The 23,011-nt window shown below is 64.6% G+C and carries 24 protein-coding genes; 4 read left to right on the top strand and 20 right to left on the bottom strand.

Annotated elements, in window-relative coordinates; genetic code table 11:
* Positions 1-117: 117 nt before the first annotated feature.
* The 17 genes from AC1DBL_RS01590 to AC1DBL_RS01510 all read right to left on the bottom strand — a co-directional run bounded on the left by AC1DBL_RS01590 (position 118) and on the right by AC1DBL_RS01510 (position 15,760).
* Positions 118-999 (bottom strand): type II secretion system F family protein, encoded by an 882-nt coding sequence (locus tag AC1DBL_RS01590; RefSeq protein ID WP_441417048.1) that lies wholly within the window; start codon positions 997-999, stop codon positions 118-120.
* 7 nt (positions 1,000-1,006) lie between these two features.
* Complete coding sequence (locus AC1DBL_RS01585) at positions 1,007-1,939, bottom strand: type II secretion system F family protein (RefSeq protein ID WP_476925360.1); 933 nt, start codon at positions 1,937-1,939, stop codon at positions 1,007-1,009.
* Between the two features lie 7 nt (positions 1,940-1,946).
* Positions 1,947-3,497: a CpaF family protein gene (locus tag AC1DBL_RS01580; RefSeq protein WP_476925359.1), complete on the bottom strand. Its 1,551-nt coding sequence runs from the start codon at positions 3,495-3,497 to the stop codon at positions 1,947-1,949.
* Complete coding sequence (locus AC1DBL_RS01575) at positions 3,498-4,691, bottom strand: CpaE/TadZ family protein (RefSeq protein WP_476925358.1); 1,194 nt, start codon at positions 4,689-4,691, stop codon at positions 3,498-3,500. It abuts the gene before it with no gap.
* Positions 4,688-5,437, bottom strand: a complete 750-nt coding sequence (cpaB, locus tag AC1DBL_RS01570) for a Flp pilus assembly protein CpaB (protein ID WP_476925357.1) — start codon at positions 5,435-5,437, stop codon at positions 4,688-4,690. Before cpaB (AC1DBL_RS01570) ends, AC1DBL_RS01575 begins: the two co-directional genes overlap by 4 nt.
* 17 nt (positions 5,438-5,454) lie before the next feature.
* Positions 5,455-6,432, bottom strand: a complete 978-nt coding sequence (locus AC1DBL_RS01565; RefSeq protein WP_476925356.1) for a pilus assembly protein TadG-related protein — start codon at positions 6,430-6,432, stop codon at positions 5,455-5,457.
* A 2-nt stretch (positions 6,433-6,434) separates the two neighbouring features.
* Positions 6,435-6,725: a TadE/TadG family type IV pilus assembly protein gene (locus AC1DBL_RS01560; protein WP_476925355.1), complete on the bottom strand. Its 291-nt coding sequence runs from the start codon at positions 6,723-6,725 to the stop codon at positions 6,435-6,437.
* Positions 6,726-6,785: 60 nt separating this feature from the next.
* Positions 6,786-7,001 carry a Flp family type IVb pilin gene (locus AC1DBL_RS01555; protein ID WP_476925354.1) on the bottom strand — a complete coding sequence of 72 codons (216 nt, stop codon included), beginning with the start codon at positions 6,999-7,001 and terminating at the stop codon, positions 6,786-6,788.
* A gap of 255 nt (positions 7,002-7,256) precedes the next feature.
* Positions 7,257-8,654, bottom strand: a complete 1,398-nt coding sequence (locus tag AC1DBL_RS01550) for a pilus assembly protein TadG-related protein (protein WP_476925353.1) — start codon at positions 8,652-8,654, stop codon at positions 7,257-7,259.
* A gap of 53 nt (positions 8,655-8,707) precedes the next feature.
* Entirely contained in the window at positions 8,708-9,163 is a 456-nt protein-coding gene (locus tag AC1DBL_RS01545; RefSeq protein WP_476925352.1) for a TadE/TadG family type IV pilus assembly protein, read from the bottom strand.
* 80 nt (positions 9,164-9,243) lie between these two features.
* The gene (locus AC1DBL_RS01540; protein WP_476925351.1) at positions 9,244-10,125 is read right to left on the bottom strand and encodes a type II secretion system F family protein; all 882 of its coding nucleotides are present in this window, start codon (positions 10,123-10,125) and stop codon (positions 9,244-9,246) included.
* Positions 10,126-10,139: 14 nt separating this feature from the next.
* A complete protein-coding gene (locus AC1DBL_RS01535; protein ID WP_476925350.1) occupies positions 10,140-11,093 on the bottom strand; it encodes a type II secretion system F family protein in 954 nt (317 codons plus the stop codon).
* The gene (locus AC1DBL_RS01530; protein WP_476925349.1) at positions 11,090-12,538 is read right to left on the bottom strand and encodes a CpaF family protein; all 1,449 of its coding nucleotides are present in this window, start codon (positions 12,536-12,538) and stop codon (positions 11,090-11,092) included. The genes AC1DBL_RS01535 and AC1DBL_RS01530 overlap by 4 nt, the downstream gene beginning before the upstream one ends.
* Positions 12,535-13,728 (bottom strand): CpaE/TadZ family protein, encoded by a 1,194-nt coding sequence (locus AC1DBL_RS01525; protein WP_476925348.1) that lies wholly within the window; start codon positions 13,726-13,728, stop codon positions 12,535-12,537. The genes AC1DBL_RS01530 and AC1DBL_RS01525 overlap by 4 nt, the downstream gene beginning before the upstream one ends.
* The gene (gene cpaB / locus AC1DBL_RS01520) at positions 13,725-14,453 is read right to left on the bottom strand and encodes a Flp pilus assembly protein CpaB (RefSeq protein ID WP_476925347.1); all 729 of its coding nucleotides are present in this window, start codon (positions 14,451-14,453) and stop codon (positions 13,725-13,727) included. Before cpaB (AC1DBL_RS01520) ends, AC1DBL_RS01525 begins: the two co-directional genes overlap by 4 nt.
* A 165-nt stretch (positions 14,454-14,618) precedes the next feature.
* Complete coding sequence (locus AC1DBL_RS01515; RefSeq protein ID WP_476925346.1) at positions 14,619-14,825, bottom strand: Flp family type IVb pilin; 207 nt, start codon at positions 14,823-14,825, stop codon at positions 14,619-14,621.
* A 269-nt stretch (positions 14,826-15,094) separates the two neighbouring features.
* On the bottom strand, positions 15,095-15,760 hold the full coding sequence (locus tag AC1DBL_RS01510) for a prepilin peptidase (protein WP_476925345.1): 666 nt from the start codon (positions 15,758-15,760) through the stop codon (positions 15,095-15,097).
* 307 nt (positions 15,761-16,067) lie between these two features.
* On the opposite strand from AC1DBL_RS01510, the gene rplM reads away from it, so the two are divergent.
* The 3 genes from rplM to glmM all read left to right on the top strand — a co-directional run bounded on the left by rplM (position 16,068) and on the right by glmM (position 18,619).
* Positions 16,068-16,511 carry a 50S ribosomal protein L13 gene (gene rplM, locus AC1DBL_RS01505; protein WP_015937805.1) on the top strand — a complete coding sequence of 148 codons (444 nt, stop codon included), beginning with the start codon at positions 16,068-16,070 and terminating at the stop codon, positions 16,509-16,511.
* A gap of 36 nt (positions 16,512-16,547) precedes the next feature.
* Complete coding sequence (rpsI, locus tag AC1DBL_RS01500) at positions 16,548-17,057, top strand: 30S ribosomal protein S9 (protein ID WP_441417064.1); 510 nt, start codon at positions 16,548-16,550, stop codon at positions 17,055-17,057.
* Between the two features lie 200 nt (positions 17,058-17,257).
* Positions 17,258-18,619 carry a phosphoglucosamine mutase gene (glmM, locus tag AC1DBL_RS01495; protein ID WP_476892126.1) on the top strand — a complete coding sequence of 454 codons (1,362 nt, stop codon included), beginning with the start codon at positions 17,258-17,260 and terminating at the stop codon, positions 18,617-18,619.
* 66 nt (positions 18,620-18,685) lie between these two features.
* On the opposite strand, the gene mscL is transcribed toward glmM, so the two are convergent.
* From mscL to coaA, 3 genes are read right to left on the bottom strand one after another with little or no spacing between them, the layout of a single operon-like run.
* Positions 18,686-19,075 carry a large conductance mechanosensitive channel protein MscL gene (mscL, locus tag AC1DBL_RS01490; RefSeq protein ID WP_476892127.1) on the bottom strand — a complete coding sequence of 130 codons (390 nt, stop codon included), beginning with the start codon at positions 19,073-19,075 and terminating at the stop codon, positions 18,686-18,688.
* A gap of 29 nt (positions 19,076-19,104) precedes the next feature.
* Positions 19,105-20,025: a M15 family metallopeptidase gene (locus AC1DBL_RS01485; RefSeq protein WP_476892128.1), complete on the bottom strand. Its 921-nt coding sequence runs from the start codon at positions 20,023-20,025 to the stop codon at positions 19,105-19,107.
* A 5-nt stretch (positions 20,026-20,030) separates the two neighbouring features.
* Positions 20,031-20,996: a type I pantothenate kinase gene (coaA, locus tag AC1DBL_RS01480; RefSeq protein ID WP_441417068.1), complete on the bottom strand. Its 966-nt coding sequence runs from the start codon at positions 20,994-20,996 to the stop codon at positions 20,031-20,033.
* Positions 20,997-21,117: 121 nt separating this feature from the next.
* Here coaA and glmS point away from each other — a divergent pair, with 121 nt between their 5' ends.
* Positions 21,118-23,010 carry a glutamine--fructose-6-phosphate transaminase (isomerizing) gene (gene glmS / locus AC1DBL_RS01475; RefSeq protein ID WP_441417069.1) on the top strand — a complete coding sequence of 631 codons (1,893 nt, stop codon included), beginning with the start codon at positions 21,118-21,120 and terminating at the stop codon, positions 23,008-23,010.
* Position 23,011: the final 1 nt, after the last annotated feature.

The following is a 23,011-nucleotide window of genomic DNA, read 5'->3' as shown; positions in this document are numbered from 1 at the left end:
CCGGCGCCGGAGGCGGCGGAGTATCCTGCGGAAACCTTGCGGCTATCCTTGTCCGGCACTTTTATGGGCCAACTAGCGGCGTCCGTGCAGGCCGTCCGCCGCAAACCTATGGGCGGATTAGTGTCCACTGAAGGTCTCTATGGCATTGATCACGGCGGGCCCCAGGATGGCGATAAAGAGCACCGGAAAGATGAAGAACAGCAGGGGGAACAGGATGGTGACCGGCAGCTTCATGGCCTTCTCCTCGGCTCGCTGGCGCCGCTTGACGCGCATCACCTTGGCCTGGATCCGGAGCACGCGGCTGATGGCAATGCCGTAGGTGTCGGCCTGCACCACGGCCTGGACAAAGCTGCGCAGCTCGGGGATGTTGGTTCGTGCCGCCAGCGCCTGGTACGACTCGCGCCGGCTGCGTCCCACCTGCATATCCTGCAGGGTGCGGACCAGTTCCTCGGCGAGCGGTCCCTTGCCGTTTTCACCGGCCCGCGCCATGGCCCCCTCGAATCCCAATCCGGCCTCGACCGAGATCAGCATCTGGTCCAGCGTGTTGGCCAGTTCCAGCTGCATGATCTTCTGGCGTTCCTGGCCCTTGCTGTAGAGCAGCAGGTCCGGGATGAAGTAGCCCAGGAGCATCACGAACAAGCCCACCAGCTTCAGGAGCGGGGCCGGCGTGCCGGCGAGCCAGAGACCCAGGAGAGCGCCCAGCAGTCCCAGCAGCGGTTTGGCGGCCAGAACCCGACCCAGCGGGAGCGAGGCGGGACGTCCGGCCAAGGACAGCAGCCGGTCGAGTTTCCGGACATAGGCGGGAGGCGTCAGGCGGTGGCCGATCCGCTCGAGCAGGGCCGTCTCCTTGGGCCCGGCGGACTCGGCGGGTCCGGTGCCCAGGGAAAGCATCTCCCGGATGGCGCGTTGGGATTTCCGGTCGACGGAGAGCACGGACCACGTCAGGTACGCCGAGGGGAGGCTGACCAGCAGGAGGGAGCACAGGATCAGGGGGTTCATCCGGGCCTCAGAACTTCAGGTCGATGATCTTGCGCATCCACAGACCACCGATCGTCATCAGAATCACGGAGGCCGCCATCATGGCCCAGCCCAGCGGGTTGGTGAACATCACGTTCATGTAGCCGGGGTTGACCAGCATCAGCATGACCACGATGCCGATGGGCATGGCCATCAGGATGTAGGCGGAGAACTTGCCTTCGGCCGCGAGGGACTTGATGTGGCCCTTGATCTCGCTGCGCTCGCGGATGGTCTCGTTCACCTGGTCCAGCACTTCCGCGAGGTTGCCGCCCACCTCGCGGTTGATCTGGATGGCCTGGGCGATCCAGACGAAGTCCTCGTTGCGCATCCGTTCGGCGGTGTCGCTGAGCGAGGCCAGCAGGTCGCGGCCCAGGGACGTTTCGGTGATGACGCGGCGCATCTCCTCCGCGGTGGGGCTCTGCGATTCGCTCCCGGCGGCGTCGATGGCGCGCAAGATGCTGTGCCCGGCCCGCAGGCCGCCGGAAAGCAGTTGCAGGGTGTCGCCCAGCTGGTCGTCGAACTTGGCACGACGCTTTCCGGCCAGGACCGTGAGGGCCAGGTGACCGGCCACCGGGGCGAGCAGGACCAGCAGAAGGGCAAGCAGGACGCCGCCGACGACGAAGCCGGCCAGGGCCCCCACAAAGGCGCCGACCGCCAGCAGCACGTAGAAGTCGCCCTGGCCCATGCGCAGTCCCGCTTGTTCCAAAGCCTCCCGGTTGAAGAGCCGGACCTTCCGTTGTGCGAAGAAGCCGTCCGCCAGGTTGACCGCGGATCCCGCGAACCGGCTGAGCGAGGAATCCGCGGCGGCCTGCGCAGGCCGCCGTCGGTCCAGCGGAACGCGGGCGGTGCCGGGGGAAAGGAAGGTCACTGCCAGCAGCAGGAGGGCAGCGGCCAGGAAGGCGGTGCCGATTGTCAGTGTCATGGCCGGCTCACGCTTTCCCGGCCGGGGCCAGCGGCGCCGCGAAGACGCCGGGGGACACGAAGATGCCCAGGTCCTCGAAGCGGTCGATGAACCTCGGCCGGATCCCGGTTGCCACCGGCTTGCCGAGGAACCGGCCGTGGGCGTCCACCCCGGCGGAGTAATCGAAAACGAAGGCGTCCTGGAGGGTGACGATGTCCCCCTCCATGCCCTGCACCTCGGTGACGTGGGTGATGCGGCGGGTGCCGTCGCGCAGCCGGGAGATCTGCACAATCAGGTTCACTGCGGACGCGATCTGCTCGCGGATGGCGCGAAGCGGCAAATCCATCCCCGCCATCAGGACCAGCGTCTCAAGACGGGCGACGGCGTCGCGCGGCGAGTTCGAGTGGACGGTGGAGAGTGAGCCGTCGTGGCCGGTGTTCATCGCCTGGAGCATGTCCAGGGACTCGCCGCCGCGGACCTCGCCCACCACGATCCGGTCCGGCCGCATACGCAGGGAGTTGCGGAGAAGGTCGCGGATGGTCACTTCGCCTTTGCCTTCGGTGTTCGGCGGCCGGCTTTCGAGGCGCACCACATGGTCCTGCTGGATCTGCAGTTCGACGGCGTCCTCGATGGTGACGATGCGCTCGTCATGCGGCAGGAAGGAGGACAAGACGTTCAGCAGGGTGGTTTTGCCGGTGCCGGTGCCGCCGGAGACGATGATGTTCAGCTTGGCCCGGACGCAGGCGTTCAGCAGCTCCGCCATCTCGGGGGTGAGCGTCCCGAAGTCGATCAGGTTGCGGACCGTCAGCGGCACCTTGCTGAATTTACGGATGGTCAGCGAGGAACCGCCGACCGCCAGCGGGGGAATGACCGCGTTGACGCGCGAGCCGTCCTCGAGCCGCGCGTCCACGAGCGGGGACGACTCGTCGATCCGGCGGCCCACCTTGGAAACGATGCGTTCAATCACTTTGCGCAGGTGGTCCTCGGAGCTGAAGCGCGAATCGGTCAGGGTCAGCTGGCCTTTCCGTTCGACGTAGATCTGGTCCATCCGGTTGACCATGATCTCGGTTACCGCGGGGTCGTCGAGCAGGCGCTGGAGCGGGCCGTAGCCGAGCACGTCGTCCGCGACGTCGCGGACCAGCCGGGTGCGCTCCTCGGCGGACAGCGGAACCTGTTCGGCGTCGATGATCCGGGTCAGTTCGTCGCGTGCGGTGGCGCGGAGCTCTTCTTCTTTGACCGCCGAGTCGTTGAAGCGGGTTCCCATCCGCTCGAACAGGGCGGTGGCGGCGCGCTCCTTCAGGGCGGCGAAGGCATCCACGGGTTGCTGCCCCTTGGCGCGGAGGGCGTCGGGGTGTTCCACGAAGGCGGGCGCGGCAGCCGCAGCGTGACGCGAAGGTTCGGGGCGTGCCGGCTCGGTCCGAGGGGATCGGACCGACGGTGCGGGGGACAGCGCCGTCGCCGCCGTTGCCGACGACGGCGACGCCGACGACGGCGACGCCGACGACGCCGACGACGGCGACGCCGACGGGCGGGTTTGGGGGCCGGTTTCCGCTGCCGTGAGGCGCTCGGAGAGTTTCACCTAGACCACCACCCGTCGGTGCAATTTCTTCTGGGCGGTGGCCCGCCAGGCGGGGTCAAAGCGCGTCACCAGCTGGCGGAGGCCCTTCACCGCGGGGTCCTTCCGGCCGTCCTGCAGCACCGGAATGCCGCGGTTCGTAGAGTAGGCCACGGCCTTGGAGCGCGGAATGCTGATATCCACCGGGGCGCCGATAGTGGCCTCGACGTCCTGGACGCTGAGCCCGGACTTGGAATCGGCCATGTTCAGGACCACATGGCGGGTCTCCGGAAGCAGGTCCAGCCGGCGCAGGATATCCAGCCCCGAGCGGAGCCCGCGGATGCTGGGCACATCCATGGCGCTGACCCAGACGACATCGGTGCACTGCTCCATCGCGGCCAGGCCCACCTCGGGCAGACCGGGCGCGGTGTCTATCACGACGTACTGGAACTGCTCCGCGAGCTGCACGATCAGCCGGCTGACCTGCTGGGGCGTGATGTCATCGGCTTCCACCGGGGTCCGGGGTGCGCAGAGTGCGTAGATGCTGCTGGGGTGGACCGTGAGGAAGGCCTTGAGGACCAGCGAGTCCTGGCTGGCCGACGCCGAGACGGCGTCGGTGACGGTGTGCTCGGGATTCAGGTACAAGCCGGAGGCGACGTCGCCGAACTGCAGGTCCAGGTCCACGATGACAACGCCCATCGGGGATACCTGTCCCAGCCCAATGGCGATATTGGTGGCGATGGTCGTCTTGCCGACGCCACCCTTGGGGGAGAAGACGCCGATCACCAATCCCCTTGGCCGGCCGTCCGGCTGCGGGACGGCCGTGGAGCGATTGCGGCTGGCGAACGACTGGCAGGCCCGTTCCAGCAGCACCCGGATCTGCGCGGGATCGGCACCGGGGCTGAGGATGTCCCGGATGCCGGCGCGCATCGCCAGCAGCACGAAATCCGGGTCGGCCTCCGCGACCAGGATGACGCTCAGCTCGGGCAGTTGCACGTCGAACACCGTGGCGAGCCGCAGGGCATCCTCGACAGGCACGTCCGGGCCCAGGATCAGCACCTCGGGACGCTCCTGGTTGAGGTTCGCGAAGAGCTCGCCGGGATCGGCGGGGTTGACGAAGGCAAAGGTCTGGACGCCGCCGGGAAGCCCGCCGGCGACGGCCTGGCGGACCCGCGCGTCGAAGTCAGTGTTGGGGGTGATCAGAACAAAGCGGCTCACTTGTAAACCTCCGGGCGGGTCATGATGCCGGGCCGGGCACCTTCCGTTGCATTGAGTGGTTCCTTGCTCAACCAGATGCTCGCAATGTCCGCGAAGTTGGAAGCGTAGACAATCTTTGTGGCGTTTACCTCGTTGACGGCAACGGTGATAAGCAATGAGCCGGTAGGCAGCGAGGTGTCTTCGACGGGAGCGCCCGCAGTCGTCGGCTGCGGACTTGGCGTCGCCACCGGTGCTCGCTGCACGGCAGTCACTAGGACCTTGTGGACAGATAGTTGGGTAGTCTCGCCTTTGCCCTCCAGGCCGCCGTTTTTCAGGTTGATGAAGATGCCAACGTGGTCCCCGACCGTGATGCGGCCGCCCACAACCCGCTGGGGTTCGAGCTGGAAGGACACCTCCTGGAGCCCTTTCGGCACATCCACCGACCCGCTGGCCTTGAACGCCGAGGGTTCGATCAGCCGCTCGGCCACGAGCTGTTCTCCCGGCAGCAGATCGACCGCTGTGACCTTGCCGGCCAGGCCGTCCACGTTCGTAAGCGCCGTCTTAGAGACTGCCTTGCCCGGAAGTTCCTGGGCGGTGACGAATGCGGCCAGTTGCGCCACCGGAGTGCCGGCGGGGACGGCGGTCTGCACCACCATAACGCTGACGGGGTTGAGGTTCTGGACGGCTCGGGTGTCGGCGCCCTGTGCATAGCTGACGACGAGGATGGCACCGATCATGGCCAGCACAACGGCGGCCAGTCCTGCCAATAAGCGTGACTTCATTCTTAGGGCGCTCCAGTTGTGAGGCGGACCACTGACGTACCGTAGTCCGGTGCCGCGCCCAGTTCGAAGGCGTCGGAGAGAGAGACGTATCGGACGAAGTAGCCCCTGATGGTCTTATTCCTGATCGTGCCGCCGGTGGTCCAGTTGTTGCTTGCGAAGTGGTATCCGGTGACGTGGAAGGCGGCAAAACCCTTGATGTAGTACTTTCCGCTCGATCCGTTTCCCGTGGCAATGTCATAGAGCGGCAAAAGGACGGTCTGATCGTTCATCTGGCTCAAATCGGCAGCCGAGCACTCCGTTGGCGCGCTTGCCCCCGTGTTGATCGAGAACCACGCACCTGAGCTGTTTGCCTGCCCGGCCGTAAGTGTGACACCGCATTTTGCGTCGCCGTCAGAAATCCAGCCAAAGCCTCCTGGAATTTCTCCGCAGCCCCCGGAATCCATGTCCAGGACCTGTTCGGCACCAGTGAACGACCCGGGCAGCAGATTGAGCTTGCATTGGGCAATGGCGAGAGGAAGGAGAATCGTGCCCTTCGTCGGGGCTCCCCACTGAACGTTCGAACTGGCTGTTACTTCGGCACTTGCAATCCCCAGCGCGCGGGCCAGAAACAGTGAGACACGGTTCGGCGTGCGCCCAGTTTCCTGGGCGCCCACGATGACTTTGACCTTGCGGTTGGCCTTGTCGAGGCTGATGGTTTGGATGTTGCTGAGACCGTCTCCAGCATTACCGTTGGCCAGTTTGCTTGCCAACGGACTCGAACGAGGCAACGCGTCTGAACATTCCACGTCGTTGAGGTTCTTGGCACATTTTTGGGCGACCATGAGTGCGACCGCATCCGAGCTATTTTGGTCTTGGGTCCGCTCCGCGTACATCACTCCCACGTCGACGGCGAGAGCAGCGAAGCCGAGCAGACTAACCATGAGGATTGCGACCATGATGGCGATCCCACCGCGCTCGCCGTCGGCGTCGGTAGTTGGCATCCTTAGCCACCGCACAACATCACTCCTTTGCCTTCCATCGGAAATGGCCCGGCAATGCCGGTCATGGTGGAGAGTGTGTAGGTGATTTTGACCGTGACCTGTGCGCCGGACGTACACGGGGTGGGCGTGATGGTGATGTTGGTGTCGGCCAGCACCGGACGGAGACCCGTTGCCGCATTCTTGACCGCGGTGCGCGCGGCCGAGGGGTTGTTGTTGATGGCCATCACGCGGACGCCTTCACGAGCCGCGCTGGAGAGCGAGATCTGCACGTTGTAGGCTCGGCCGAATTCCATGATGCGTGGCGGCGGCAAACGCCGCCGCCACACTGTCGCTTACGATCGAGACGGAGAGCCTTAGGGAGCTGCCGGCGGGGCGCAAACGCCCGTCTTGCTGCCGCTGATCTGGCACTGCACGTCAGTAAAGGTCTTGTTCAGCTGTCCGCCGAGCAGGCCAACGGCGACGATGATGACGACCGCAATAAGGGAAACCATGATGCCGTATTCGACGGCAGTGGCGCCGCGCTGGTCACGGCGAAGGCGGGATGCGATGTTGGAGAAGAAGGAACGCATTGGTGACTCCTGAGCGAGTTGGGCGGCTGGCCCTGCACCAGCACTGAGAGGAATTTAGCAACCGCCGACACGCCGTCAATCAGTGTGGTGGACTTCCTGCGCCAAGACTGCCCAAACTGCCTATTTCCTGTACATTCCCTGCGCGCATCTTGCGCTATAGATGGGCATGCAGAAGGACCCCCTTGGCTCTGGTCCAAGGGGGTCCGGTATCTGGGTATCTTTCAGCCGGCGGCTCCATGCACGCCAGCCAATCAGTCAGCTCGGGATCCGTATCAGCCTGGAGTTGGAACTGATGGCGTTGACCGCAGAGGCGAAGATCGGGCCGAGCTCGTTTCCGCTTGCTGCGCAGAAGAAGAAGTCTCCGTCAGAGTTCTCGGTATTCCGGAGTGCCGCTGTGGAGCAGTCGTTGTCGGCGTCGCTGGGGATACCGTGTGAGTCCTTCGACGCCGCGGCGGCCAGGACGTTCCGGACAAACGCGCCGCCACTGCCGCACTGCGCGCTTGTTGCGTCTCCGAAGGCGACCGTCACTATGAGCAGGCCCGCCGCTTTGGCGTTCGTTGCGACGGCGTTCAGGTTGTTGCACGCAGCGGCGTCGTTGGTAGTCCCGATGTCGTTTGCGTTGTTCAATGAGTTGTCGGATCCCGCGATGTTTTGCTCGTTGGGTTGGCCGTCCGTTTCCAGGATGATGGCCTTGCGTGCCGTTCCAGCGCGGGAGGGCAGGCTGGGTGTGCCCAGCACGTACCGCGAGGCGGCTTTCAGTGGGGCCGCCAGGTACGTTCCGCCGCTCGACGCAGACAGGCACGTTAGGCCCTTGACGAGCGTGCTGCTCGTGTTCAGTGGTGGCGTTCCGCCTGGAATTGCGGGGTTGTTGGTGTAGTCGTTGGAGAACGGAACGGGGATCCAAGGACCTGTGTTGTCCGTGGATGGCGCGGTGATGCAGCTTCCGGGAAGTGTCTTGCTTCGGTGGATCGTGCCCAGCGCCACGTATTGCTGATCCCTGGTCATGGTCTGCAGGGTGCTCTTGATCCCAGCGACCATCAGGTCCCGATTCGCGGTGCTCATGCTCCCGGTTCGGTCAGCCACAATGGCAATATCCATCGGGTTCGGGATTTGGGAACCGCAGGAACCCTTGCAGGCATCCGACGCCAGCGAGCCTGTATTACCAGTGTTAATCCCGATCACCGGCGCGAAGCTGAACGCAACGTCCTTATCGTCGGTCACAGTGATCGAATTGCAGGCGTTGCTACCCCCGGGGATGCAGGGGATCGCGCAGATGGTTTCGCTGCACCTGGCCCCGGCGATCGTTCCCGGGTTGCAGACGCTCGGGATCTGACTGCTTAGCACCGTCCGGCCGGCGCCTGTTGACGCCACCACACACCAGAAGGTGACCGCTGGCGCCGCTGCGGGGTCGTTGGCCCGGGCGAATGACGCCGCGGCGTTGCGGGCAGCCACCGGGTCACCGGGGAGGTATGACGCACCAGCCAGCGCGGCCGCGTCCAGCGCGTTGCTAAGGTGCTGGCGCTCGTAGACCAGCTTGCCGACGTCAATGGCCATGGCGAGGGCTCCGAAGAGCACCGGAACCAACAAGGCGAAAATGACTGTAGCCGCCCCGAGCTCCCGGGATGCCTTTCCGCGTATGATCTCCTCGTTCACTGGCCCCCCGGTTTTACCGATGCGGCGTAGCCATTTCAGGAACGATCCTGGTGTCAGGGAGTGCATGATCCTCCGGTCCAACGCTGTGCGCCCGCGGTCACGGTCGCGGGGCTTTCCATTTTCATAACGGCTTTTGCTTCGAACACGCCGCCCAGGACCCACGAATAGAATCCACTCAGCGACGACTGGGGGTAGCGCAAGCAGACGACCATTTGCCCGGGAGCCCCGGCTGACGTGTCGACGGCGAATCGCACCTGGAGCTTGCTGCTGTCGAGCGACCCCCGTGCGCGGTTGGCAGACGCAATGACGTCACCCTGGGTGACCCCCTGCCGTGCGCTTTCGCGTGCGGCCCCTTGCAGGCTAACGCTTTGTCCGAGGGCCGTTCCAAAGTCAATTACCCCAAGGAGCATGGACAGGAGCAGGGGAAGCACCAAGGCAAATTCAACTGCCGTCGCACCGCGCTCCCGGCCATTCCGAACCTTTCGATGTCCTGTCTTAGACCTAAACATCTGTTGCTCCTTCCATCTGGTTGGTCCCGCCCACTTTGGTTAGATGAGGGATGAATTGCGTGCCGGATTAGATGCTTTCGCTATCGGCCCGAAAACGTGGCGATTGCATTAATGACGGCAGGGCCGAGGATGACGATAAATAGCGGCGGAAAAATAAAGAGAAGCAGCGGAAATACAACGGCCACCGGAAGCTTCATGGCTTTTTCCTCTGCCCGAAGGCGTCTCTTGATTCGCATCTGGTCCGCCTGGGGTTTCAGGACCCGGGCGACAGATAGGCCCTGCACATCGGCTTGGATGACAGCACCGACGAAGCTCTTTAGATCCGCAACGGTGGACCGCGCGGCCATGGCTTTGTAGGCCTCACGACGGCTTCTGCCGGCCTGGATGTCCTGCAGGGTCCGCACCATCTCTTCGGCCAGCGGTCCCTTGCCGCTCGCACCGACACGGGCCATGGCGGCTTCAAAACCGAGGCCAGCCTCGACCGAGATGAGCAATTGGTCTAAGACATTGGGCAGATCCAGCTGCAATCTCGCCTGGCGCTTTGTGCCGCTGTTGTAGACCAGGAGGTCCGGGAGGAAGTAACAGGCTGCCGCGAGGCACACTGACAACAGGATTCCCTGCGGGCTCTTTGTGCCGCCGAATAGAAGTGCCAACAAGACCCCGCCCAGGGCCGCCAGCGGCTTCAGGCTCACGAGTCGGTCCAATGGCATGGAGGCCGGCCGCCCCGCATTCCCGAGCATCCGGTCCAAATGGGACACATAGGCCCCGGGTGTCAACCTTCGGGCAAGAAGAAGCAGCCAGCTGGGGCCGGCCGGTGCGGCACCTGCCTGTGGGGCCGAAGCAGCAGCCAGTCTCGATTGGATCAAGCGGCCGGTCGCCCTGTCGACCCCGATCAGGGACCAGGTGAAGTAGGTCAACGGAAGGATGATGCTGGCGATCAGCAGCCAAACTGTGGGTGACATGGGAGCGGCTCCTTTTAGAATTCGATCTTGACCATGCGGCTGATCCAGAACGAGCCGATGGCCATCATGACCACGCTGGCTGTGATGAGGACCCAGCCCAGCACCGTGGTTGTCAGGACCGACATGTATCCCGGATTGACGAGATTGATGAAGATTGCGACAAAGAATGGAAGCGCAATCAGGATGTATGCCGAGAACTTTCCTTCCGCGGCCAATGCACGGACTTGGCCCTTGATCTGAGCCCTTTCTCGCACGGTCTCCGCGACGTGGTCGAGGACCCCGGCCAAGTCGCCGCCAACTTCGCGGTTGATCTCAATAGCCTGGCTGAGCCACTGGAAGTCCTCGCAGTGCAACCTCTGGCCCACTTCGGCCATGGACGCTGACACCGGCCGGCCGACTCGTTCCTCGTTGACGATCCTGGCGAGTTCCTCGCCCATGGGAGCCGGCATCTCCACGCTGGCCGTGTGCATGCTCTGGGCAATGCTGTGTCCTGCACGCAGGCTGCCGGAAAGGGACATGAGCATGTCGCTCAGCTGGCCCTCGAAGGCGGCGCGGCGCCGGCTGGTTTTGAAGGACAGCAGCGCCTTCGCGCCCACCGGACCGATTGCCGCGAACAGGACGGTGAGAAGCCAGCCCTGCAGCACGAAGCCTGCCAGGCCAAGAACGAAGGAAGAAACCAAGATCAGGACGATGAATTCGGAGGGCTGTAGTTTCAGGCCGGCCTCGCCGAGTGCATCGCGACCGAAGGGGCCGCTGCTTTTGTGCCCGACACGACGCTCAACGGCGGCGACCGTGACGCCGCTAAGCTTCGAAATCATCGATGAGTTGGACTCATCAGGCGGCCTTCTCCGGTCGACGTGGATGTCGGTGTAGCGGGGCCGGAGGGCAACAAAGAGGGCGAGAGATACGGCCAGCAGAATGAGGATGGTGCCGGTAAGCAACGCGTAATCGGGGGTCACCGTGCTCACCGTCCTGACTTGGTGGAGGCGGGGTAGAAGATTTCGCCGGGAACGCTGATTCCCAAGTCGGCGAACCGTTCAACGAAGCGGGGGCGGACACCCGTGGGAACGGACTTGCCGATGAAACGACCATCCTGGTCAACGCCCGCCGCGTAGTCGAACACGAACGCGTCTTGGAGAGTCACCACGTCACCTTCCATTCCGAGGACTTCCGTAATGTGGGTCACCCGACGCGTGCCGTCCTTCAGCCTGCTCAACTGAACAATCAGATGGACTGCGCTGGCGATTTGTTCGCGGATGGCCCGCAGTGGAAGGTCCATCCCGGCCATGAGGACCAGGGTCTCCATCCGCGCGATGGCGTCCCGGGGCGAGTTTGAGTGGACTGTGGAGATGGATCCGTCATGGCCGGTATTCATGGCCTGGAGCATGTCCAGGGCTTCGCCGCCGCGGACTTCGCCGACCACAATCCTGTCCGGCCGCATGCGGAGGGAATTCCGCACCAGTTCGCGGATGCCAACGGCGCCGCGTCCCTCGATGTTTTCTGGTCGGCTTTCCAGACGGACCACGTGCTCCTGCTGCAGTTGCAGTTCCACGGCGTCTTCAATGGTGACGATGCGTTCGTCGTCTGGAATGAACGAGGAGAGAACGTTGAGCAGCGTGGTTTTTCCCGTGCCGGTACCGCCGGAGACGATGATGTTCAGGCGCGCTTGGACACAGGCGTGGAGCACCTGTGCCATGGCCGGTGACAGGGAATCGAACTTGATCAGGTCCTCGACGGTCAGGGGTACGGCGGAGAACTTGCGGATTGTCAAGGATGGACCGTCCACCGCGAGGGGTGGGATGACGGCATTGACGCGCGAACCGTCTTGTAGCCTGGCGTCAACCAGCGGCGAAGACTCGTCAATTCGGCGCCCCACCCGCGAGACAATCCGTTCGATGACCCTGCGCAGGTGGGCGTCCGAACTGAAGGTTGTCCCGGTCAAGTGCAGCCGGCCGCCGCGTTCAACGTAGATGCGGTCAGAGCGGTTGACCATGATTTCGGAGACCAGCGGGTCGTCCAGGAGTCGCTGCAGCGGCCCGAGGCCTAGAACCTCGTCCACGATCTCCCGGATAAGGCGCCGCCTTTCTTCCGGGGTCAGGGGGACCTGCTCGTCATCGATGAAGGAGCCAAGGGCCTCACGCACCATGCGCCGCACGTCGCCTTCGTCCAGGCTGCTGTCAGTGATGCGATTGCCCAGGCGGGCCGTCAACTCTTCGGCTGCGCGCTTCTTTATCCCGGCCAGGGCGTCCGAGGAAGCGCCTTGGGGCGCCACCGCCAAGGTCCCAAGCAGAGTGGTGCCGGCGGGTGCGGCCGCCGGAGGAACTGGAACCGCGGCGGTACCGGGCGTGTGGTCCGGTCGCGCAGGGCTTTCCGCGGCCACCCGGACGGCTTCAAGTCGGTCAATGAGACTCATGGCTTTTCGCCCCTTCGGTGCTGAGGTTTGTTGGCGGGCGAGGGCGGATTCTGCGCGAAAAGCGCGATAAGGCTTCTCAACCCCTTCAGTGCAGGATCCCGGCGGTTGTCCTGGATCAGCGGTACGCCGGCATTCGTTGAAAACGGCAATGTGCGGGACCACGGCAGGATGATGTCCACGGGCAGGCCAACCGTGGCCTCGACGTCCTGGACGGTCAGTCCGCTGCGCTTGTCGGCGAAGTTGAGGACAATCGTGTTCGACGGGGGCATGAGGTCCAGTTGCCGCAGCACGTCCAGTCCGTGGTTGAGGCCACGGATGCTGGGAATGTCCATGCCGCACACCCAGACGCCGTCGGTGGCCAGTTCCAGAACGGCCAGGACCTCTTCCCCGAGACCGGGCGACGTATCCAAAATGACAAACGGGAACTCCAGCGAGAGCTGGTTGATCAGCGTCGTGACGTGCGCCGGCTTGATGAGGTCAGCATCTGCCGGCCGGCGCGGCGCACACATCGCGTACGCCCCCGACGGATGCGGGCTGAGGAAAGCCTTGAGTACCATGGCGTCACTAGACGCGGCACCCGACACTGCGTCATTGATCGTGTACTGGGGCTCCAGGCCAAGGCCCGAGGCCACGTCGCCGAATTGAAGGTCAAGATCGACAATGACCGCGCCCATCGGTGCCAGTTTGGCCAGTCCAACGGCCAAGTTGGTGGCAACGGTGGTCTTCCCCACCCCGCCCTTCGGGGACATCACGGAGATCACCCGCCCACGGACCCGTTTCTGGCTTGCATCATCGGAAGCAATCTGCTTGCGGCTCCTGGACGTTTCGGCAGCGCGTTCCAACGCTTCACGCATCCGTACGGCCACCGTGTCCGGCGGGAGGACATCGCGGATGCCGGACCGCATGGCGGCCAGCGTTAGCTCGGGTGCCGCGACTGCCGCCAGCACGAGCACAATGTCAGGGAAAGCGTGCTCCAGCTTTGCCGCCTGGGCGAGCATCTGCTCGGACCGGACATCCGGGCCGAAGACCATCACATCGACGGGACCGCCCAGGTTTTGGGCCAGCAGGTGACCGGGGCTGCCGCCCGCGGCTTCCGATGCAAGAACCTGGATGTCGTGAGTCTCACCCAAGGCCGTGGCGAGATGGCGCTCGAACTCCGGGGATGAGGTCAGGACTAGGAAGCGGCTCATTGGAAGATCCCGCTAGTGGTGACGGCTGTGCGCTGGCTTGCGGGTGTCTTTGCCGTCTGTTTCGTCAGCCAGATATTGCCCACGCGGGCACTGAGGATGATTTTGGCGGAGTCAGTGGAATTGCGGGCGAGAGTCACAAACGAGGAGCCGGTGGGCACAGCGGACGTGCCATCCGTTGAGTTCGTGCCGCTGGCAGGCGCCTGCTGTACAGCTGTCACCAGGACCTTGTCGAAAACGAGCTGCGTGCGCATGATTTGTGGCGAGCCAGCTTCCCCCTGGGTGACGTAGAGACCAACCAGGTCACCGGCCCGGACGGTTCCGCCCACCACGCTTTCCGGCGGCAGGAGGACCGTGACTTCCTGCATGCCGGCGGGGACCTCCACCGCGCCCGGTGTGACCCGCTGGGACGGGTCTACCAGTCGGCTTGCCAGCAACTGTTCCCCAGGTTCCAGGGCGACGGCTGTGACCTGACCTGTGATTCCGTCAAGCGACGACAACGCTCCGTCGGCCTTTGCCGCCCCGGGGATGGACCGGAGCCGGACGTGCGACCGGAGGTCTTCCACAGTCGCACCGGCCGGAACCGCTGAATCGACCACGACGACGTCGACAGGTTGGAGAGATTCCTGTGCGCGGCGGTCTGCATTGGACACGTAATTTACCAACATCAGGGTGCCGGCGATCGCCAGGACTAGCGCAGCCAGCCCCGCGACTAAACGAGATTTCATGACTAATTCCTCACCTCTTGGAAAACCTCAATATTGCTTGGGCGCAAGTAGGGCGTCAGCCGTGTGCGGCTCGCAGCACCGTACTGCCTCGGCCTAAACGCCTCTGCCGGCTGCCCGGTGTGGCGGACAGCCGGCAGAGTGGCGTGCGTTGTGGGCGGAGAGCCGCTAGGGCTTCGGTGCGACCTGCTTGGCGATGTCGCCGAAGGCGGTGTTGAGGTTAGTGCCAAGGGTGGTAACCGCGCCGATGATAACGACGGCGATCAGGGCGACCATAATTCCGTATTCAACGGCGGTGGCGCCCTTTTCCTCGTCCGACAGGCGGTTCTTGATTCCAGAGACGAAAGCGAGCATCGAGACCATGAGACCAGTCATTGTAATTTCCTTTTCCAGAGATTTTGAATAAGAAACGGATTACCAGCAAATCCCCTTTGCGTATTCGCTGGAGTTCCGTTGGCACAACATTTGCACGCCGATTAACGGCCCGGCAATGAGTCCGGCTACTCGACTTCTGGGAGCTAATTGAGGGGTTTACTTGCAGCTCTGAAAAAGGTGTACTCAGTTTTTTGGGACGGCAAAGCGGCGACTACTTGTTTTGATAAGTCGGCTTACGTGTTGGCCGAAGTGCGCCGCCGGGGAGCACGCTATGCGGAGAGCAGGATGGCGGCCAGGGCGGCGGCCAGCATGGAGGGCCCGAAGGCCACTTCCTTGGGCTTATTTCCGCGGTTCATAGCGACGAGTACCGCGGAAACAAGCCCCCCGGCGACGAATCCGAAGGCCCCGCCATAGAACAGCGGGGACCAGCCCAAGTAGCCCAAGTACAGGCCGAGGGGTGCGGCGAGCTTAACATCGCCCATTCCGAGGCCCTTGGGGCTGATGAGGGCCAAGATGAAGTAGAAAAAGAAGAGAATGACGCCGCCCGCGAGGGCGCGGGCCAGCTTTTCCCAACCTCCGAGTGCTACCGAGGCCCCTGCGAGCAGCAGGATGCCGGCTCCCAGCAGGGGGAAAACCAGCCGATTCGGCAGCAAATGGTGAATAACATCTATTCGCGCCAATTGGATTCCTATTACCACCAGGGCCATGTATGCGGGCAGCTCCGGAGAAACGCCGAACCGCCAAGCCAGCAGCGCGCTGATCACGGCAGCGGCCACCGCCGCCATTGTCCTCTGTGCGGGATTGGGGTGCGGTGCCAGCGCCGGCAGGGTGCGCCGAACGACGACGTCGGCCAGCAGTGACAGGCACAGCCCGGCGGCGGCGACTCCCGCGAGGAACAGCAGCGATGCGGAACCTGCAACGGCGGGATCGGGCACGGGACCTCCAGGAACGCGGCGGGCCGGAACTGAACGGCACGCAGGGCAGCATGCCACCGGACACCCCATTTTGACCCACGGCCCCGGCTTCCGCTATTCTTGGTAGTCGTTGTGCGTGTCCTATCTCGATGATGCGTGCCCGCTTGAGAATCCGGTTGCAGGATAGCTACTCAACGTGCACATTCGAGACCACTGGATGACTGGTTACATGGAGCCCTCACCTCTGTTCCGGTAGCGCATAGATAGTAGGTGCACCTCCGCGTGACGCCTAAAACAAGAACGCCAGAACAAGAACGAGGCAAACACCGTGCGTACGTACACCCCGAAGCCCGGCGATATCAACCGCCAGTGGCACGTCATTGACGCCACCGACGTTGTCCTTGGTCGTCTCGCCAGCCAGACCGCAATCCTGCTGCGCGGCAAGCACAAGGCCACCTTTGCGTCCCACATGGACATGGGCGACTTCGTCATCATCATCAACGCTGAAAAGGTCGCCCTCACCGGTGCCAAGCTGGAGCAGAAGCGCGCATACCGCCACTCCGGTTACCCGGGCGGCCTGACCTCCGTCAACTACGCGGAGCTGCTGGAGTCCAACCCGGTCCGCGCCGTGGAGAAGGCCATCAAGGGCATGCTCCCGAAGAACTCCCTCGCTGCACAGCAGCTGGGCAAGCTGAAGGTTTACCGCGGTGCCGAGCACCCGCACGCCGCCCAGCAGCCCAAGACTTTCGAAATCACCCAGGTCGCCCAGTAGTCCTGGCCACCAACCAACTTTTTATCAAGGAGAATCGTGGCTCAGAACGAAGAACTGACCACCGAAGCCGTTGAGGCTGAGGAAAACCTGACCAGCTACACCTCGGAGAGCGGTGCTGCTGACGCAGCGGCGCCGAAGAAGGAACGTCCGGCACTGACCGTCGCCGGCGCTGCAGTTGGCCGTCGCAAGGAAGCCGTCGCACGCGTTCGCGTCGTGCCCGGTTCGGGCAAGTGGACCATCAATGGTCGCGAGCTGGCGAACTACTTCCCGAACAAGCTGCACCAGCAGGACGTCAACGAGCCCTTCAAGATCCTTGACCTTGAAGGCGCCTACGATGTTATTGCCCGCATCCACGGTGGCGGCATCTCCGGCCAGGCCGGTGCCCTGCGCCTCGGCATCGCCCGTTCACTGAACGAGATCGACACCGAGAACAACCGCGCCACCCTGAAGAAGGCCGGCTACCTGCGCCGCGACGCTCGCATCATCGAGCGTAAGAAGGCTGGTCTCAAGAAGGCACGCAAGGCTCAGCAGTACTCCAAGCGCTAAACAGCGCCTTCCCAATCTGTGGCCGCTGGCGCGACCACAGATTGGGGCCCGCGGCGCTTTTCAGCGCTCGGATCCACAAGCGCTAAACACGCTCAACTGGAAGCCCGTCCCGCATTCTGCGGGGCGGGTTTCCGGCGTTTAACGGGTCTCCGATGGTCGGAAACCGGACCCGGGCCCGCGATCGACTAAACTTGGGCTCGATGTCTAGATTATTTGGAACAGATGGTGTCCGGGGCCTGGCGAACGGCCTACTGACCGCAGAGTTGGCGTTGCAGCTGGCGCAGGCCGCCGCCGTCGTGCTCGGCCACGACCGCAACACCAACGGCAACAGGCCGCGCGCCGTCGTCGCCCGCGATCCGCGGGCCAGCGGCGAGTTCCTCGCGGCCGCCGTGGAGGCCGGGCTCTCCAGCTCCGGCATCGACGTCTACGACGCCGGCGTGCTGCCAACGCCGGCCGCCGCGTACCTCGTCGCCGACCTCGACGCCGACTTCGGCGTGATGATCTCCGCCTCCCACAACCCGGCCCCGGACAACGGCATCAAGTTCTTTGCCCGCGGCGGCCAGAAGCTCCCCGACGACGTCGAGGACGCGATCGAGGAACAGCTGAGCAAGGAGCCGTACCGCCCGGTCGGTGGCGAAGTTGGCCGCATCCAGCGGTTCTCCGACGCGGAAGACCGCTACATCGTGCACCTCCTGGGCACCCTCCCGCACCGCCTGGACGGCCTAAAGGTGGTCCTGGACTGCGCGCACGGCGCCGCCAGCGGTTGCTCACCGCAGGTCTTCAAGACGGCCGGCGCCGAGGTGATACTGATCGGCGCCGATCCGGACGGCCTCAACATCAACGACGGGGTGGGTTCAACACACCTCGGCCCATTGAGGCAGGCGGTCCTGGACAACGGGGCTGACCTGGGCATCGCCCACGACGGCGACGCCGACCGTTGCCTGGCCGTGGACCACGAGGGCAACGAGGTGGACGGCGACGAGATCATGGCCATCCTTGCCGTGGCCCTCAAGGAATCCGGCAAGCTCAAGGACGACGTCCTGGTTGCCACCGTGATGAGCAACCTCGGACTCAAGATCGCCCTGCGCGAGGCAGGCATCAGCCTCCGTGAGACCGGCGTAGGCGACCGCTACGTGCTGGAAGGCATGCGCGAAGGTGGCTTCAACCTCGGCGGCGAGCAGTCCGGCCACGTTATTTTTGCCGACTACGCCACCACCGGCGACGGCGTCCTGACGGGCCTGCAGCTTGCCGCCCAGGTCGCGCTGACCGGCCGTCCGCTCAAGGAACTGGCCACGGTCATGACCAAGCTCCCGCAGGTGCTGATCAACGTCAAGGGCGTCGACCGCAGCCGGGTCAAGGGTGACGAGGCCGTGGCTGAAGCCGTGGCCCGGGCCGAGGCACGGCTGGGTGACACCGGACGCGTGCTGTTGCGTCCTTCCGGGACCGAACCCGTTGTCCGGGTGATGGTGGAAGCCGCGGACCAGGACACCGCCCAGGAAGTCGCCGAAGGCCTGGCCCAGGTGGTCCGGACCGAGCTTGCCCTGGCGCTCATCGCCGACTGACTCCAAGAACGCAAGAAGGTGGCCCGTTTCCGTGAGGAAGCGGGCCACCTTTTGTTGGTCCGGAAGCTAGCGGGTGGTGCGGGTCAGGGCGTCGCGGATCTCGGTGAGCAGGGCGATCTGAGGGTCCTCGGCCGATTCCTCCTTGACGTCCGGGTTGATGCCCAGCCGGCGGTTGCGGCGTTCAATCATGTGGTTCATCGGCAGGATCACCACGAAGTAGATGGCAGCTGCAATCAGCACGAACGAGATGATGCTGGAGATGACGGTGCCGTACTTGAACCCCTCCCAGGCCATTTCCTCGATGCCTTTGGCGTTGAAAAGCAAGCCGATGAGTGGCGTGAGGAGTCCTTCCACGATGGAGGTCACGACGGCGCCGAAGGCGGCCCCCATGACGACGGCGACGGCAAGGTCAACGACGTTGCCTTTCATGATGAAATTCTTGAATCCAGTCAGCATGAACCCACGGTAGCCCGGGCCCGGCAGGCTCAGCGGTAGGCTGGCGCGGCTTCCAGGCCGAAATACTCTTCGAGGGTGGCGACGCCGCGCTTGTGCATGTCGCCCGCGGCCTCGGTACCGATGTAGCGCAGGTGCCACGGCTCGTAGAAGTAGCCGGTGACCGGGTGGGCCATCCAGGGGTAGCGGACCACGAAGCCGAAGCGGTGCGCATTGGCCTTGGCCCACACGGCGGCCGGCTGTTCCGCGAAGCAGGGCTGGAAGCTGCAGGCCCCTCCGCCGTCGCCGATGTCAAAGGACCAGCCCGTCTGGTGCTCGGAGTAACCGGGCCTCGCGGAAGCCGTGTCCGCCTCGGCGCGCCCCCGGGCGTTCGCGTAGCCGTTGTAGGTGGCCGTCTGGGTCGCGAAGGAACGGTAGCCGCTCGCCAGGGTCAGGACCACGCCGTCCGCCGCGGCGGCTGCAAACATCCGCTCGGCGGCCGCCGCCGTCGTGCTGTTCAGCTGCGCGGCCTCGCCGGAAACCGCCAGCCTGACGGCCGGCTGCACGAGGTCGGGCGGAACGAACGTGGCGGGGGAGAGCGGCCGGTGCTTGTTCACCACCACCCACGGGCTCGCAGGATCGGTCAGGGAATGCTTCCGGGCCGGTCCGGACGTCGCAGGCCAGGAAGCCGCAGGCGCGGAGGCTGACGGCGCTGCGTCGGCCGTGGGTGTGGGGGCGGTGGCCACGCCCGCGGAGGTGGTCGTCGCCGTAGGCGAGCCGGAGGCGGAAACCGCGGCGGAGGAACGCTCAGTTGGCACAGCCGTGCTGGAGGATGGCTCCGGGCTGCTGCCCGGGCTACAGCCGGCCACGGCTGCAAGGACAGCCAGTGCCGTTCCCGCCGCGAGCAGGCGCCCGAGCGTCCGCCGGCTCGGGGTTGCCGGGCCCGGGGAAGTGCCGGCGCTGTCGTGGCACACCTGTGCTAAACCTTGCGCAGCAACATGCGTCGGATGGAGTGGTCGGCGTCCTTGGTCAGCACCAGCTGGGCCCGGCCGCGGGTGGGGAGGACATTTTCTTCCAGGTTCGGCTCGTTGATGCGCTTCCAGATGTCCCGGGCGGTCTGCTCGGCCTCCGAATCGGAGAGCGTCGCATAGCGGTGGAAGTAGGACTCGGGCTGTGCGAAGGCGGTAGTACGCAGCTTGCGGAACCGGTCCACATACCACTCCTCGATATACGAGGTCTTCGCGTCCACGTAGATGGAAAAGTCGAAGAAGTCGCTCAACGCCAGGCCCTGCCGGCCGTCATGCCGCGGGCGTGCCGGCGCCAGGACGTTCAGGCCCTCGACAATCAGCACGTCCGGCCGGCGGACCACAACTTCCTTGCCCGGAACGATGTCGTAGGTGACGTGCGAGTACCAGGGGGCCCGCACTTCCTCGGCCCCGCTTTTGACCTCGCTCACGAAGCGCAGCAGTGCGCGGCGGTCGTAGGACTCCGGAAACCCCTTGCGCTCCAGGAGTTGACGGCGCTTGAGTTCGGCGAGGGGGTAGAGGAACCCGTCGGTGGTGATCAGCTCGACGTTCGGGGTGCCGGGCCAGCGCCGCAGCATTTCACGCAGTACGCGGGCGATGGTCGATTTGCCCACCGCCACGGAGCCGGCCACGCCGATCACGAAGGGGGTGCGCTGGGTCTTCTCGCCCAGGAAGGTCGTGGTGGCCGCGTGGAGCTGGTTGGCGGCCTCGACGTAGAGGTGCAGCAGCCGGGACAGCGGGAGGTAGACCTCGCGGACCTCCTTCATGTCCAGGGGGTCGCCCAGGCCGCGGAGGCGGAGCACATCCTCTTCGTTGAGGGGCTGCTCCATCTGGGCAGCGAGCCGGGACCAGGTCTGCCGGTCCAGCTCAACGAACGGGGAGACGCCCTCGCCGTTCGCTTCGTTGCGTTGCAAAGTCACCTTAGAGATTCTGCCCTTGACAACGCCCAGAGCGAAATGGACACCCCGCCAGCCGCCAGCGGCGGGCCCGGACCGGCACATCCTACGTCGGACGACCGGGAAACCGGTTAGGCTTATGTCCATGTGCGGAATCGTTGGATATGTAGGCCGCTCGGCTGGCCGGGTAAATACTGAACACAAAGCCCTGGACGTTGTCCTGGAGGGATTGCGGCGCCTTGAGTACCGCGGCTATGACTCCGCCGGGATCGCGGTCGTGGCGGACGGTGCCATTTCTTCCCGCAAGAAGTCGGGGAAACTGAGCAACCTGATCACCGAACTGGAGGCCCACCCGCTGCCGGACGCCCTCACCGGCATCGGGCATACCCGCTGGGCAACCCACGGCGGCCCCACGGACCTGAACGCGCACCCGCACCTGTCCGACGGCGGCAAGCTGGCGCTCATCCACAACGGCATCATCGAAAACTTCGCGGAGCTGAAGCAGGAACTCGTGGGCGAAGGCGTGACCTTCCTCTCCGAGACCGACACCGAGGTGGCCGCAGCGCTGATCGGTGACATCTACCGCAACCAGCTGGGCGGCGACAACGCCAACGGCGGCCTGACCAAGGCCATGGAACTTGCCTGCCAGCGCCTCGAGGGCGCCTTCACGCTGCTCGCCGTGCACGCCGACCAGCCCGACGTCGTCGTGGCCGCCCGCCGCAACTCCCCGCTCGTGGTGGGCCTGGGCGAGGGCGAGAACTTCCTCGGTTCCGACGTCTCCGGCTTCATCGACTACACCCGCCGCGCCGTGGAACTGGGCCAGGACCAGATCGTCACCATCACCGCCGATACCGTCGCGATCACCGACTTCTACGGTGCCCCGGCCGAGGGCAAGGAATACTACGTCAACTGGGATCCCGCTTCCGCGGAGAAGGGCGGCTTCCCGTCCTTCATGGAAAAGGAAATCCACGACCAGCCGGACGCCGTGCTGCAGACCCTGCTGGGCCGGTCGGACGTCGACGGCAAGCTGACCCTCGACGAACTCCGGATCGACACGGAACTGCTGAAGAGCGTGGACAAAATCATCGTCCTGGCCTGCGGCACGTCCGCCTACGCCGGCCAGGTCGCGAAGTACGCGATCGAACGCTGGTGCCGGATCCCCACCGAGGTCGAGCTCTCGCACGAGTTCCGCTACCGCGATCCGATCGTGGACGCCAACACCCTGATCGTTTCCATCTCGCAGTCCGGCGAGACCATGGACACGCTGATGGCTGTCCGGTACGCCAAGGAACAGGGCGCCAAGACGGTGTCCATTTGCAACACCAACGGCTCCACCATCCCGCGCGAGTCCGACGCCGTGCTGTACACGCACGCCGGTCCGGAAATCGCGGTGGCCTCCACCAAAGCGTTCCTCGCCCAGATTGCGGCCGCCTACCTGCTGGGCCTGTACCTGGCACAGCTGCGCGGCAACAAGTTCCAGGGCGAGATCAAGGACATCCTCGCCGACCTGGGCAAGATCCCGGCCAAGATCCAGCAGATCCTGGACAATGCCGACGCGATCAAGAAACTCGGCCACGACATGGTGGACGCCAAGTCCGTGCTGTTCCTGGGCCGCCACGTCGGCTTCCCGGTTGCCATGGAGGGTGCGCTCAAGCTCAAGGAGCTCGCCTACATCCACGCCGAAGGCTTCGCCGCCGGCGAGCTCAAGCACGGCCCGATCGCCCTGATCGAGGAAGGCCAGCCGGTCTTCGTCGTCGTCCCGTCGCCCCGGGGCCGCGACTCGCTGCACGCCAAGGTCGTCTCGAACATCCAGGAAGTCCGTGCCCGCGGCGCCAAGACGATCGTGATCGCCGAGGAGGGTGACGAAGCGGTGAAGGCCTACGCCGAACACGTCATCTACATCCCGGAGACCCCGACCCTCCTGGCCCCGCTGCTGTCCACCGTGCCCCTGCAGATCTTTGCGCTGGCACTCGCCAGCGCCAAGGGCTACGACGTGGACCAGCCGCGGAACCTGGCCAAGAGCGTGACCGTAGAATAGC

The organism is Arthrobacter sp. 10T44 (assembly GCF_056393885.1).
This window is presented reverse-complemented; position numbering and strand designations above follow the sequence as displayed.